This window comes from Pseudomonas entomophila (assembly GCF_018417595.1).
GTDB classification, from domain to species: Bacteria; Pseudomonadota; Gammaproteobacteria; order Pseudomonadales; family Pseudomonadaceae; genus Aquipseudomonas; species Aquipseudomonas entomophila_C.
Genome location: NZ_CP070982.1, coordinates 1,717,760 through 1,731,916, shown reverse-complemented (window position 1 = coordinate 1,731,916; position 14,157 = coordinate 1,717,760). Strand labels below are relative to the sequence as shown.

Genomic DNA, 14,157 nt, shown 5'->3' with positions numbered 1-14,157 from the left:
ACAGCAGTCAACGCAGGGAAGGCCCCTGGAAGCCCATATACATCGACAGGCGCTCGGCAACGCTGGCCCCCAGGCGCTTGGAGAATCGGTCGAACGGCGACTCCTGAACAGTGAAGTCCACCAGCTCCTTCTCACCCACGATCTCGCGGGCAACATAGCTGGCACTGCCCAACCCATCCACCAAACCAAGCTCCTTGGCCTGCTCGCCCGACCAGATCAGCCCGCTGAACAGCTCCGGATGCTCCTTGTCCTTCAGGCGCTCTCCCCGCCCCTGCTTGACCACGGCGATGAACTGGCGATGAGTGGTGTCCAGCACCCCCTGCCAGAAAGCGGTCTCCTCGGGCTTTTGCGGCGAGAACGGATCGAGGAAGGCCTTGTGTTCGCCAGCGGTGTAGGTGCGACGCTCCACACCCAGCTTGTCCATTGCGCCGACGAAGCCGTAACCGGCAGCAGTAACACCAATCGAACCGACCAGACTGGCCTTGTCGGCGTAGATCTCGTCGGCGGCACTGGCGATGTAATAGGCACCGGACGCCCCCAGATCAGTGATCACCGCATACAGCTTGATGGCCGGATATTCGCCACGCAGACGACGGATCTCGTCATAGACGTAACCCGCCTGCACCGGGCTGCCACCCGGGCTATTGATGCGCATCACCACAGCCTTGGTCTTCGAGTCCTTGAACGCCTCGCGCAAGCTCTTGACGATATTGTCGGCACTGGCCGGCTCCTGGTCGGCGATCACGCCGCGCACCTCGACCAGTGCCGTGTGGCTGCCGCTGCGCGAAGCCGCCTTGTCCACATCCATCAACGGCGTGAACAAGGCCAGCATGCCAAACAGATAGACGAAGGTCAGCAGCTTGAAAAAGATACCCCAACGCCGCGCCCGACGCTGCTCCTGGACACCCGCCAGCAGCGTCTTCTCCAGCAGTTTCCAGCTCTTGCGCTCTTCATTGTCTTCAGGCTCAGGCGCCTTCCATTCGTCAGTCATGCTCACCTACCTTGGAAATTGCAATGCGCGCGGCCAGCCAGCCATTCACGCAACTGGGAAAAATGCTCGATGCACACCTGCGGCCCGAACTCGGCCAGGGCCTGCAGGGACATGGCCCCATAACCGACCGCCACCGAGTGCACACCCGCATTGCTGGCCATCTGCAGGTCGAACGCCGAATCTCCGACCATCAATGCCCGACCGGGTTCGACCTGGCAATGAGCGAGGATCTCTTCGAGCATCAGCGGGTGCGGCTTGCCACGCGTCTCGTCGGCGGCACGGGTGATATCGAAGTAGCCTTCCCAGCCATTGGCCTTTAGCACTCGATCCAACCCGCGGCGCGCCTTGCCGGTGGCGACCGCCAGACGATAACCCTCGCGACGGAAGGTATCCAGCGACTCGACCACACCGTCGAACAGCGGCGACGGCTGCTGATCCAAGGCCATGTAGACATCGGCGTAGTGCTGACGGAAAGACTCGACCTGCCGCGAATCCAGGTGCGGATAAAGCGTGGAAATGGCCTCCGCCAACGCCAACCCGATGATGCCCTTGATTGCCTCGTCAGCGCTCGGCGCTTCACCGGCGCGCGCGGCTGCCAGGTTCATGGCTTCGACAATGCGCCCGATGGAATCGGCCAGGGTGCCGTCCCAATCGAAGATCAGCAGTTCGTAGTGTTTTTTCATCCGGGTCAGGTCGCGCTCAGGCGCTCCACGGTCTTGGCCCACACCTCGTCGACCGGCGCCTCAAGCTTGAGCTCGCCGCCATCAGGCAGCGGCACGGTCAGCTGGTAGGCATGCAGGAACAGACGCTTGCCACCGAGCTCACGAATCTCGCGACTGAAATCCTCATCACCGTACTTGCTGTCGCCGGCAATCATGTGCCCGGCATGCAGCGTATGCACACGAATCTGATGGGTGCGCCCCGTGATCGGACGCGCCTCGACGATGGTGGCGAACTCACCGAAACGGCGCAGCACGCGGAACATCGTCAGTGCCTCCTTGCCTTCGTCATTCACCTCGACCATGCGCTCGCCAGAACGCAGGTTGCTCTTTTGCAACGGCGCATTGACTTGCTTCTTCGAGGTTGGCCAATGCCCCCGCACCAATGCCATGTAGCGCTTGTCGACACCATCACCCCGCAGCGCGGCGTGCAGATGGCGCAGCATGCTGCGTTTCTTGGCGATCATCAGCAGGCCCGAAGTATCACGATCCAGGCGGTGCACCAGCTCCAGCTCCTTGCTATCCGGGCGCAACTGGCGCAGCGCCTCGATCACACCAAAGCTCAGGCCGCTGCCACCGTGCACGGCAATGCCGGCCGGCTTGTTCATCACGATCAGCGCCTTGTCCTCATAGACAATCGCGGCCTCCAGGCGCTGCAGCAGCCCCTGGGCCACCGGCGCCGGCTCGTCGCGCTCCGGCAGGCGGACGGGCGGCACCCGCACGATGTCGCCCGCCTGAAGCTTGTACTCAGGCTTGATCCGGCCCTTGTTGACCCGAACCTCACCCTTGCGCAGGATGCGGTAGACCAGCGTCTTGGGCACACCCTTGAGGGCTGTGATGAGGAAATTGTCGATGCGTTGGCCGGCAAGCTCCGGCGCGACTTCGATCAGCTGAACGCCGGAAGTCGGAGGGGTATTGGTCGTCATGGCGGGATCATAACAATTTTTTATGGAATTGAAGCACTTAATCATTACTGCTATAGTCGCGAACGCCGCCAAAAGCGGCAGGCCAGCGGCACCAGGCTCTACGCCGGCCCTGACCATCGCAGTTCCCAAGGACGCGAGGCCGTCCTACGGAGCGTTCGCCAGTTTAACGAATTGCCTGGAATCGCCACCAGCGCTGTGTAGAGAAGACCGAAAAAAAACGACAAGTGCGGTGTTTCACCTGCTTACCCGATTCTTTTCGCCGTACCTCTGCCCGCCACCGTCGTTTCCGCGCATTTGGGCGAATGCTTCGGAAATACCTGCCTTGGATATGTTATGGCGCCAGCCCGGCATCCGGGCTGGCGAAAAATGCAACCCGTTGCGGATTCAGCGCGCGGCAGCACCGAATTTTCAGGGATACGTGCAGGGTGGAGATGCACAGCTCTCGGACCGTGTGGCACCGCGTCCATCCACCGCCCCACTGATCGGGCGATGGACGGACAAGGTCCTGAACAGACGCCCTTGCGGCGTCCACGGACGACCGGTTGATTCCTCCTCCTGACTGAGTGCACCAGGCCCGTTCGATTGATTCGGATAACATTCGAAAAACTCGACTGGTCTTTTGGCACCACAACACAGGACGCGTCGTCGCGACCACGGCAGGCTGGGCAACCGGCTGGTGCCGAACGTCGCCAGACACGGGGGTGGCCCGCCACCCTTTGCGCACCTTGGCACCGATCATGAAAAGTCGTGTGTGCCGAACGCCGTTTCCGGCAGCCCGGAAACCGACGGTACAACATGAAAAGAATGCTGATTAACGCGACTCAACCCGAAGAGTTGCGTGTAGCCCTGGTGGACGGCCAACGCCTCTACGACCTGGACATCGAGTCCGGCGCCCGTGAGCAGAAAAAGGCCAACATCTACAAAGGCAAGATCACCCGGATCGAGCCCAGCCTTGAAGCCGCCTTCGTCGACTTCGGCTCCGAACGTCACGGCTTCCTGCCGCTGAAGGAAATCTCCCGCGAATACTTCAAGAAAGCCCCTGAAGGCCGGGTCAACATCAAGGAAGTCCTGAGCGAAGGCCAGGAAGTCATCGTCCAGGTCGAGAAGGAAGAGCGCGGCAACAAAGGCGCCGCCCTGACCACCTTCATCAGCCTGGCTGGCCGCTACCTGGTGCTGATGCCCAACAACCCGCGTGCCGGTGGCATCTCCCGCCGCATCGAAGGCGAGGAGCGCAACGAGCTGCGTGAAGCGTTGAACGGCCTGACCGTTCCGGGCGACATGGGCCTGATCGTGCGTACTGCGGGCCTGGGCCGCAGCAGCGAAGAAATGCAGTGGGACCTCGACTACCTGCTGCAGCTGTGGACCGCCATCAAGGAAGCGTCCCTCGACCGCAGCGCGCCGTTCCTGATCTACCAGGAAAGCAACGTCATCATCCGCGCCATCCGCGACTACCTGCGCCAGGACATCGGCGAAGTGCTGATCGACAGCATCGACGCCCAGGAAGAAGCCCTGACCTTCATCCGCCAGGTGATGCCGCAGTACGCCAGCAAGGTCAAGCTGTACGAAGACAGCGTGCCGCTGTTCAACCGCTTCCAGATCGAAAGCCAGATCGAGACCGCCTTCCAGCGCGTGGTCGACCTGCCGTCCGGTGGTTCGATCGTCATCGACCCGACCGAAGCCCTGGTCTCCATCGACATCAACTCGGCACGCGCCACCAAAGGCAGCGACATCGAGGAAACCGCGCTGCAAACCAACCTGGAAGCGGCCGAAGAAATCGCTCGCCAGTTGCGCCTGCGCGACATCGGCGGCCTGATCGTCATCGACTTCATCGACATGACCCCGGCCAAGAACCAGCGCGCCGTCGAAGAGCGCGTGCGTGAATGCCTGGAAGCCGACCGCGCCCGCGTGCAGGTTGGCCGCATTTCGCGCTTCGGCCTGCTGGAGATGTCCCGCCAGCGCCTGCGCCCATCGCTGGGTGAAAGCAGCGGCATCGTCTGCCCGCGCTGCTCCGGCACCGGCATCATCCGTGACGTCGAGTCGCTGTCGCTGGCGATCCTGCGCCTGATCGAAGAAGAAGCCCTGAAGGACCGCACCGCCGAAGTGCGCGCCCAGGTACCGATCCCGGTGGCCGCCTTCCTGCTCAACGAGAAACGCAACTCGATCACCAAGATCGAACTGCGTACCCGCGCGCGCATCATCATCCTGCCGAACGATCACCTGGAAACCCCGCACTTCGAAGTCCAGCGCCTGCGCGACGACAATCCGGACGTGCTGAACAGCCAGTCGAGCTACGAGATCGCCTCGAGCGAAACAGAAGAAGCGCCGCAACCGACCGCCACCCGCACCCTGGTTCGCCAGGAAGCCGCGGTCAAGACCGCACCGGCACGCGCCAACGCCCCGGCACCGGCCGCCGCTGAAGAGCCAGCCGCACCGGCCGCGCCCGTACAGAGCGCCCCGGAGCCAAGCCTGTTCAAGGGTCTGGTCAAGTCGCTGGTCAGCCTGTTCGCCGGCAAGGAAGAGCCTGCCGCCGCACCGGCCGTGAACACCGAGAAGCCGGCCGCCGAGCGCTCGTCGCGCAACGAGGAGCGTCGCAACGGTCGCCAGCAGAGCCGCAATCGTGGTGGCCGTCGCGATGAAGAGCGCAAGCCGCGTGAAGAGCGCAGCGAGCGTGCTCCACGTGAAGAGCGTCAGCCTCGTGAGGAACGCGCCCCACGTGAAGAGCGCGCCGCGCGTGAAGAGCGCCAGCCACGCCAGCCTCGCGAAGACCGCCGCGGCAACCGCGAAGAGCGTGTACGCGAACTGCGCGAGCCACTGGATGCCGCACCAGCTGCCCGTGAAGAGCGTCAGCCACGTGAAGAACGCGCACCTCGCGAAGAGCGCGCCCCACGCGAAGAACGCGCACCTCGCGAAGAGCGCGCCCCACGTGAAGAACGCGCACCTCGCGAAGAGCGCGCACCTCGCGAAGAACGCGCACCTCGCGAAGAGCGCGCCCCACGTGAAGAACGCGCACCTCGTGAAGAGCGCGCACCACGTGAAGAACGTGCCCCTCGTGAAGAACGCGCACCTCGCGAAGAGCGTCAGCCACGTCCGCCACGCGAAGAGCGCCAGCTGCGCCCTGACGAGCAGGTAGCCGAACAGGCCGCCGAGCTGACCGAAGAGCAACTGCCGAACGAAGAACTGCTGCAGGACGAGCAGGAAGGCGCCGATGGCGAGCGTCCACGCCGCCGCTCCCGTGGCCAGCGTCGTCGCAGCAACCGTCGCGAGCGTCAGCGCAATGCCAATGGCGAGCTGATCGAAGGCGACGAAGACAGCAGCGAAGAGCAGCAGCCACAGCAGCACCAGGCCACCGAGCTGGGTGCCGAACTGGCCGCCGGCATCGCCGTCACTGCCGCCGTTGCCACCAGCAACATCAGCGCCGACGCCGAAGTCGAAGCCAACCAGCAGGCCGAGCGCGCCAATGCAGCCGTGGCCCAGACCCAGGTGGAAATCGCCGAGGTCGTCGCCGAGCAGGTATCCATCGCCCCTGTGGTGGAACAACCTGTCAGCGAGCCGGCCGTTGTCGTAGAGCCGAGCATCGAGCCCGTGGTTGAAGTGGCACCACAGCCGGTCGTCGAGGCAGCCGTTGAGCAGCCTGTCGCCATCGTTGAAGCGGCTGTCGAATCGGCACCAGTCGCACAAGCTCCGGTAGCGGAAGCTGGCGAGATCGAAAAAGCGCCGGTCGTCGAAGCTGTCGAAGCTCCGGTTACCGAGCAAGCTGCTCCGCACGTCGAGGCCAAGCCTGCCGAAGTGCAAGCTGAAGTGGTCGAAGCCGCAGCAGCCGAGCCTGCGTCGGTTGTCGCCGAACAAGCGCCAGTCGAAGAGGTAGCCGCTCCGGTCGAGCCTTCCACCATCATGCTGCCGAACGGCCGTGCGCCGAACGACCCGCGTGAAGTGCGTCGCCGCAAGCGTGAAGCCGAGGCCGCTGCAGCCCTGGCTGCCGCCCAGGCCGCACCGGCAGAAGCCCTGGAAACCGCTGACGAGCACAAGCCTCACCACGGTTGATAGCAACGGCTGAATGAAAAAGCCCCGCCAGTGCGAACTGGCGGGGCTTTTTCTTTGCCGATGGATGGCACCGGCTTTGCCCGCAGGGACTTGTAGGAGCGGCTTCAGCCGCGAAAACCGGCGAAGCCGGTGCCATCCACCGCGTCGCTTGCTTCGCGGCTAAAGCCGCTCCCACAGGCCGCCTGATCAGTACAGGTTCGGCTCCATCTCCAGCGCCACCCCGAACCGTTCAAGGATATCCGCCTGGATCTTCTGCGCCAGCGCGTGCATCTGCGCCCCGCTCGCCTGACCGTAATTCACCAGCACCAGCGATTGCAGCCGGTGCACACCTGCATCGCCCTCGCGATAACCTTTCCACCCCGCCTGCTCGATCAACCAACCCGCCGCCAGCTTCACCTGGCCATCGGCCTGTGGATAAGCCACCACGTCAGGATGCCCGGCGCGGATACGCTCGACCAATGCCGCTGGCACCACGGGGTTCTTGAAGAAGCTACCGGCGTTGCCCAGCTCGGCCGGATCCGGGAGCTTCTCCCGACGAATACCGCAAATAGCGTCGCTGATCGCCTGGGCGGTCGGCTGTTCAACGCCCTGCTCCGCCAGGCGCTGACGCACCGGACCATAGTCCAGATGGGCCTGCAACGTACGACTCAAGGCAAAGCGCACACGCAAGATCAGCCAACGCCCCGGGTTACGCTTGAACACGCTGTCGCGGTAGCCGAATGCGCACTCCTGCAAAGAGAAATCGCGCAATTCGCCCGTCTCGCGATCCAGAGCGGTCAGCCCGGCGAACACGTCCTTGATCTCCACGCCATAGGCCCCGACGTTCTGCATCGGCGCGGCGCCGACTGTGCCAGGAATCAGGCTGAGGTTCTCAAGGCCGCACAAGCCTTGCTCCAGGCTCCATTGCACGAACGGATGCCAGGGCTCGCCGGCCTCGGCCTCCACCACCACCCGCTCGCCATCATCGTCGAGCAGGCGCCGGCCACGGCTGGCCATGTGCAGTACCAGGGCATCGATGTCACGGGTCAGCAGCAGGTTGCTGCCGCCGCCGATCACCAGCACAGGCACCCGTTGCTCAACTGCCTGGGCCAATGCCTGGCGAACGTCGCCATCGTCGTGCGCCTGGGTGAAGTAACGCGCTCGCACATCGATACCGAAAGTGTTGTAGGGCTTGAGCGAAACCTGCTCTTGCCAGTGCACTGTCATAACCGCCCCTTGATTTCCACGACCAGCTCGCGACAAGCCGCCTCGATCAGATCGAGCACCTGCTCGAAACCTTCCGCACCGCCGTAGTAAGGGTCCGGTACTTCGTCCAGGGCCGCGCCATAGCGGCGCAGGAACAGGTCGAGTTCGCCCTTGGTGTTGTGCGGGCGCAATGCCTGCAGGTTGCGCAGGTTGCTCTTGTCCATGGCCAGGACCAGGTCGTATTCAGCAAAGTGCTCGGCCTTGACCTGCTGGGCACGCTGGCGCGACAGGTCGTAGCCACGCGCCAGGGCGGCCTTGCAAGTACGGCTGTCGGGGGCCTTGCCCACGTGCCAGTCGCCAGTGCCGGCGGACGCCACCTGGACGACATCAGCCAGCCCCGCAGCTTCCAGTTGATGGCGCAGCACACCCTCGGCGGTGGGCGAACGGCAGATATTGCCGAGACAGACGAACAGGACGCGCATCAAGCCTCCAGCAAGCGCCGTACGCGCTCCAGGTCTTCGGGGGTATCAACGCCTACGGCCGGCGCCTCGATGGCATCGGCGACATGGATGCGCACGCCGTGCCACAGGGCCCGCAATTGCTCCAGCGACTCGGCTTGCTCCAGCCAGCACGGGCCCCAGGCCACGAAGTCCTGGAGGAAGCCCACGCGGTAGGCATACATGCCGATATGGCGACGGTACGGCACGCCGGCAGGCAGCTGGCTGCGGTCCTTGGCGAAGGCGTCCCGGGCCCAGGGCAGCGGTGCGCGACTGAAAGTCAGTGCCAGGCCATGCTTGTCGCTGACCACTTTCACCGCGTTGGGGTTGAAAATGGTTTCCGGCTCGTGGATCGGCTCGGCCAGGGTGGCAATGCCGGCTTCCGGATGGTGCGCCAGGTTGGCGGCCACCTGATCGATGATCACCGGTGGAATCAGCGGCTCGTCACCCTGCACGTTGACCACGATGGCGTCGGGCGCCAGCCCCAGCTGGGCGGCGACCTCGGCCAGGCGATCAGTGCCCGACTCGTGGTCGGCGCGGGTCAGCAACACTTCAGCACCAAACGCCTGGCAGGCCTCGACGATGCTGGTGTCGTCCGTGGCGATGACCACGCGGCTGGCGCCACTTTTACGCGCCTGCTCCCATACATGCTGAACCATCGGCTTGCCGGCGATCGGCAGCAACGGCTTGCCCGGCAGGCGCGTGGAGCGCAGCCGGGCCGGAATCACCACGGTGAAGTCCAGGCTCATTTGTCCAGGCGCTCTTCGTCAGTCAGGGTACGCGCCTCGCTTTCCAGCATCACCGGGATGCCGTCGCGGATCGGGTAGGCCAGGCCCGCGCCCTTGCTGATCAGCTCGGTCTTGTCGGCGCTGAGCTTGAGCGGGCCCTTGGTGATCGGGCAGGCCAGGATGTCGAGCAGTTTGGTGTCCATGGAAGCTTCCTTGAGACGAAAATTGAAAAATGGCTCAGGGCCGGAGGCGGCCAGGCAACAGGCGCTCGAGCTGGCCGTCGAACCAGCGGCCGAACGCCTGCGAAGGCACCGCGTCGACCGCCAGGTACCACCAGTCGTCGGCGGCGAAAGGCCGGCATTTCACCGCGTCCTTCTCGGTCATCACCAGCGGCAGCGGCGGGCTGAACGACAGCACCTCGCGACTGTAGGGCGCATGGTCGGCGAAGGGATGCGGCACCGGCTGCCAGTTTAGCCCCTGCAGGGTGTTGAAGAAACGTTGCGGATTACCGATGCCGGCCACGGCGTGAAGCGCCTGGCCAGCGGGAAACAGGTCGAGCTCGCGGCGCTCACCGCTGCGCAGGTTGATCAGCGCGCAGGGCTGCAGGCGGAACGAGAAACCATCGTCACGATCAGCCTCCGCACCGTTGAACAGCACCGCATCGGCCTCATCCAGCCGCTCGGCGGGCTCACGCAGCGGGCCGGCCGGCAGGCAGCGACGGTTGCCCAGGCCACGGGCGGCATCGATCAGCACCAGCTCCAGATCACGGGCCAGACGATAGTGCTGCATGCCGTCATCGCACAGGATCAGGTCAAGGGCATCGCTGGCCAGCAAGGCCTGCACGGCGCGGGAACGATCAGGGTCGATCACCAGCGGCACGCCAGTGCGCTGGACGATCAGCAAGGGCTCGTCACCGGCCCGTTCGGCAGGTTGGTCGGCCTGGACACGCCAAGGGTATCGCGGCGGCTTGGCCCCATAGCCACGGCTGACCACGCCGACCTTGAGCCCCTGTCGGCGACAGTGCTCGATCAGCCAGAGGATCATCGGGGTCTTGCCGGTGCCACCAACAGTGATGTTGCCGACAACGATTACCGGTACCGGCGCACGATAGCTGGCGCTTTCGCCACTGAGGAAGCGCGCGCGCTTGCGCGTCACCACGCGGCGGTACAGCGCCTCCAGCGGGCGCAACAGGGCGAGCGCGGGGTGCCCGGTGTACCAGGCGGCCAGCAGGCGGTCGGCGAAGGCCATCAGGGCTTGCCCTGCGCGGCCTCGACGGTGGTCATGCGCAACTTGCTGAAGCCGAGCTTGCCGGCCGCGTCCATTGCGGTGATCACAGCCTGGTGCGGGGTCTTGCCGTCGGCGCTGATGGCCAGCGGCAGCGTGATGTCACCGCCGGACTCCTTCTCGATGGCTTCGGTCAGGGTGTCCAGGTCGCTTTTCGGTAGCAGGTGGTTGTTCACCGAGTACACACCGTCGGCGCTGATGGAGATTTCCACCAGCTTGCCCTGGTCCGCCGGCGCCTGCTCGGCGCTGGCCGCCTCGGGCAGCTCGACACGCAATTGCGTCTCGCGGGTGAAGGTGGTGGTGACCACGAAGAACAGCAGCAACACGAACACCACATCGATCAACGACGCCAGGTTGATGTCGACGTTCTCGCGCTGGCGATTGCGCCGGAACTTCACGCCTTGCCTCCGGCCACTTCCACTTCGCGGTCGCCCTGCAGCACCTCGACCAGCTTGATCGCTTCCTGCTCCATTCCCACCACCAGCTCATCGATGCGGCGCAGCAGGAAGCGGTGGAAGAACACCGCCGGGATACCGACCATCAGGCCCGCCGCGGTGGTGACCAGGGCCTTGGAGATACCGCCGGCCAGCACTGCGGCGTTGGCGGTCATCTGCGAGCCCATGAAGGCGCTGAAGATGTCGATCATGCCCAGCACGGTACCCAGCAGGCCGAGCAGCGGGGCCATGGCGGCGATGGTGCCAAGGGTGCTGATGTAGCGCTCCAGCTCGTGGATGACCCGCGAGGCGGCCTCCTCGATGCACTCTTTCATGATCTCGCGGCCGTGGCGCGAATTGGCCAGGCCGGCGGCCAGGATTTCGCCCAGCGGCGAGTCGGCACGCAGGGCCTTGAGCTTGTCACTGGTGAGTTGCTTGTCCTTGATCCACATCCACACCTGGCCCAGCAGGTGCGGCGGGGTGACACGGCTGGCGCGCAAGGTCCACAGGCGCTCGACGACGATCGCCATGGCGGCGATGGAACTCAGGATGATCGGCAGCATCATCCAACCACCGGACTTGACCAATTCCCACACAGTAAGCATCCCCTCGGAAAAAGGCCGCCACTCTACCATAGGCAAGGCGAGGGCTCATCTGCCGGAGGTCAGGGAAATCACTAGGCCTGAAAGATGCGGGGTGGCGGATATCGAGCGCCGCCCGCGCGGCGCATCGCGGATGAATCCGCTCCTACATCGGTTGCAACGTACCTCACCTGTGAGGCCATGGTTGCCAGCCTTGGCGCATGGCGTGAGCCGGGCGGGGCGGCGGCAGCGCCAGCCAAAAAACCGCGTCGTACCAACAAGGCGAACAACCATGGCCTATCGGTCATGGCCACGTTGCAACGAATGTAGGAGCGGATTCATCCGCGATGCGCCGCGCAGGCGGCGCTCGATCTATGCACCAAAGCAAATCCCATGACATGCACCTCAAATTCCCAAGAGTCCCTCCTAATCCCGCCAAAACCGCCGTTGCGCCCGCACCCCCTCCACCCCAAAATAGCTGCCCAGTCGCAACCGCAACGCCCCCTCGACCGCCGTGTCATGCACCATCACCCCATGCCGATGATACCGCTCGATCACCTGCGCATGAGGATGCCCGAAGCCATTGTGCCGCCCACGGGAAATCATCACCCCGCGCGGCGCGGTGGCCTTGACGAACGGCTCGGTGGACGACGTGCGGCTGCCATGGTGCGGCGCCTGCAGCCAGTCGATCCGATGCTCTTCGTGAGCTGCCAGCCAGGCCCGCTCCGCGCCACTTTCCATATCGCCGGCCAGCAGCAACCGCTCGCCATTGGCCTCCACCTGCAACACACAGGAGCGCTCGTTGCTGGACCGGCCTTGCGGCCAGTGCCAGAGCGAAAATGCCACGCCATCCCAGATCCAGCGCTCACCACTGCCACAGAGCTGCGCCTGATCCAGCCCGGCGACCTCTCCCGCCAGCACCCGGCTCACCGGCAACCCGCGACGAACGGCCGCCGCGCCACCGGCATGGTCGGCATGACCATGGCTGATCAGCATCACATCGAGGTTTTTCACCCCAAGTTTGCGCAAGGTAGGCAGCACCACGCTTTCGCCCAGATCGCTGTCGCCCTGCGCGGGCCCCGCGTCATACAGCAAACTGTGATGGCGGGTGCGCAGCAACACCGCCAGGCCCTGGCCGACGTCCAGTTGCCAGACGTCCACCTGCCCGTGGGGCACCTGCTCTCGCGGCGACCAGATCGCCAGCAACATGACCGCGCCCGGCATGCGCAGTGGCACGCCGCGAGGCAAAAGCACGAGAACCGCCCCCAGGCACACCAGCAGCCAGGCCCACACAGGCGCGGGCTCAGGCATCCAGGCTGGCTGCTGATCTGCGACGAGCGCCAACGATGCAAACAGACCGTCCAGCGACAGCCCCGCCAACCACAACCCCCCCTCCCCCACGCCCGGAACCGGCAACAGCACTGTCCCCAGCAGTGCCAGCGGCAGCACCCCCAGGCTGATCCACGGCACCGCCAGCAAATTGGCCAGCGGCGCCGTCAGGCTGACCGGCAACCCCAGCGCCAGCAGCACCGGCAACAGGCCGACGGCAATCACCCACTGGGCACGGGTCCAGGCTTGCCAGGGGCGCCATGCGCCCAGCCGGGCGGAAAAACACAGCACCAGCACGGCGACGGCGGCGAACGACAGCCAGAAACCCGGCAATAGGCTGGCCAGCGGTTCGACCAGCAGCACGCCGAGCAGCGCCAGCAACAGCGGCGTGGTGGCGCCCAGATGGCGGAAGCGCAGGCGCCAGAGCAGCATCACGGCGAGCATCAGGCAGGCTCGCTGAACCGGCACGCCAAACCCCGCCAGCCAGCCATAGGCCAACGCCGCCGCCATGGCCAGCCCGCAAGCCCACGGCAACCATGGCCACCGGTGTGGCCACCAGCCCAGCCGTGCCAGCCCCGCCACCAGGCCATACACCAGCCCAGCCAGCAACCCGATGTGCTGCCCTGAAATCACCAGCAGGTGCACCGTGCCGGTGGCCTGCAAAACCTGCCAGTCCTGCCGGGCCAGCCCCGCGCCATCGCCCAGCACCAAGGCTGCAAGAGCCGCCTCGCGCCCGTGCGCCTCCACCGCCAGCAAGCGTTGACGCAGGCCATCGCGCCAGTCGACCACCGCCGCGCCAAGCCGCTCGCCCGCCTTGACGGTGCCCGTTGCACCAACCCGCCGCGCCAGAAGCATGGCCTCGCGATCCGGCCCATGGGGGTTGAGCAACCCACTGGGCTGGCGCAGATTGACTGCCAGCCGCCAACGCTCGCCCGCCCGCAGCTGCGGCCCTTCGAACCAGTTCAACTGCACACGTTGCGGTAACTGCGCCCGGCGGGATCTTGGCTGCTCCAGCTCGAAACGCACGCTGCGTTGGCCACGGGCGGGCAAACCCACCACCTTCCCCTCCAGCCACAACGTCCGGCCATCCAGCTCGACGGGCAAGCGATCGTCCAGCGCCCGCTGCGCCGACCAGCACGAATAACACGCGCCCAGCACGAAACACCCCAGCCACCACAGGCGCGTGGGCAAGCAGACCAAGGCAAATATCAACAGGACCAGCAGCCATCCGACCGATGGCAGAGCAGGCAAAAAGCGCAGGCACAACAGCCCGAGCACCAGCGCAAGCATCCCTGTGCGCATGAGATAGAGCTCCAGAAGCGAAATGGCCTCTGAGGCTTAGCTGATCGGGGGGAAATGCTTGCTCAACAATTGTCACAAACTCTGAACGAGGCTGCGCTTGAATAAAGGCATACTGACGCCCTTCAACCCTGCCGGGAGCC

12 protein-coding genes are annotated in these 14,157 nt (G+C 65.0%); 1 reads left to right on the top strand and 11 read right to left on the bottom strand.

Features of this window, described 5'->3' with window-relative positions; genetic code table 11:
- Nucleotides 1–7: 7 nt before the first annotated feature.
- Genes JYG34_RS07680 through rluC form a run of 3 tightly spaced genes read right to left on the bottom strand, consistent with a single transcriptional unit; the run spans nt 8 to nt 2,636 of the window.
- Nucleotides 8–991 (bottom strand): S49 family peptidase, encoded by a 984-nt coding sequence (locus JYG34_RS07680; RefSeq protein ID WP_213660154.1) that lies wholly within the window; start codon nt 989–991, stop codon nt 8–10.
- A gap of 2 nt (nt 992–993) precedes the next feature.
- The gene (locus JYG34_RS07675; protein WP_213660153.1) at nt 994–1,674 is read right to left on the bottom strand and encodes an HAD family hydrolase; all 681 of its coding nucleotides are present in this window, start codon (nt 1,672–1,674) and stop codon (nt 994–996) included.
- A 5-nt stretch (nt 1,675–1,679) separates the two neighbouring features.
- Complete coding sequence (rluC, locus tag JYG34_RS07670) at nt 1,680–2,636, bottom strand: 23S rRNA pseudouridine(955/2504/2580) synthase RluC (RefSeq protein ID WP_213660152.1); 957 nt, start codon at nt 2,634–2,636, stop codon at nt 1,680–1,682.
- A gap of 795 nt (nt 2,637–3,431) precedes the next feature.
- On the opposite strand from rluC, the gene rne reads away from it, so the two are divergent.
- The gene (gene rne / locus JYG34_RS07665) at nt 3,432–6,677 is read left to right on the top strand and encodes a ribonuclease E (RefSeq protein WP_213660151.1); all 3,246 of its coding nucleotides are present in this window, start codon (nt 3,432–3,434) and stop codon (nt 6,675–6,677) included.
- 186 nt (nt 6,678–6,863) lie between these two features.
- On the opposite strand, the gene murB is transcribed toward rne, so the two are convergent.
- The 8 genes from murB to JYG34_RS07625 form a co-directional block, all read right to left on the bottom strand.
- The gene (gene murB / locus JYG34_RS07660; protein ID WP_213660150.1) at nt 6,864–7,883 is read right to left on the bottom strand and encodes a UDP-N-acetylmuramate dehydrogenase; all 1,020 of its coding nucleotides are present in this window, start codon (nt 7,881–7,883) and stop codon (nt 6,864–6,866) included.
- Nucleotides 7,880–8,344 (bottom strand): low molecular weight protein-tyrosine-phosphatase, encoded by a 465-nt coding sequence (locus JYG34_RS07655; protein ID WP_213660149.1) that lies wholly within the window; start codon nt 8,342–8,344, stop codon nt 7,880–7,882. The genes murB and JYG34_RS07655 overlap by 4 nt, the downstream gene beginning before the upstream one ends.
- Nucleotides 8,344–9,108, bottom strand: a complete 765-nt coding sequence (kdsB, locus tag JYG34_RS07650; RefSeq protein WP_213660148.1) for a 3-deoxy-manno-octulosonate cytidylyltransferase — start codon at nt 9,106–9,108, stop codon at nt 8,344–8,346. Before kdsB ends, JYG34_RS07655 begins: the two co-directional genes overlap by 1 nt.
- Nucleotides 9,105–9,290 carry a Trm112 family protein gene (locus tag JYG34_RS07645; protein WP_011532874.1) on the bottom strand — a complete coding sequence of 62 codons (186 nt, stop codon included), beginning with the start codon at nt 9,288–9,290 and terminating at the stop codon, nt 9,105–9,107. The genes kdsB and JYG34_RS07645 overlap by 4 nt, the downstream gene beginning before the upstream one ends.
- A 34-nt stretch (nt 9,291–9,324) precedes the next feature.
- Entirely contained in the window at nt 9,325–10,335 is a 1,011-nt protein-coding gene (gene lpxK, locus JYG34_RS07640) for a tetraacyldisaccharide 4'-kinase (protein WP_213660147.1), read from the bottom strand.
- Entirely contained in the window at nt 10,335–10,769 is a 435-nt protein-coding gene (locus tag JYG34_RS07635; protein ID WP_213660146.1) for an ExbD/TolR family protein, read from the bottom strand. Before JYG34_RS07635 ends, lpxK begins: the two co-directional genes overlap by 1 nt.
- Nucleotides 10,766–11,401, bottom strand: a complete 636-nt coding sequence (locus JYG34_RS07630; protein WP_028690976.1) for a MotA/TolQ/ExbB proton channel family protein — start codon at nt 11,399–11,401, stop codon at nt 10,766–10,768. Before JYG34_RS07630 ends, JYG34_RS07635 begins: the two co-directional genes overlap by 4 nt.
- A gap of 411 nt (nt 11,402–11,812) precedes the next feature.
- A complete protein-coding gene (locus JYG34_RS07625) occupies nt 11,813–14,017 on the bottom strand; it encodes a DNA internalization-related competence protein ComEC/Rec2 (protein WP_213660145.1) in 2,205 nt (734 codons plus the stop codon).
- Nucleotides 14,018–14,157: the final 140 nt, after the last annotated feature.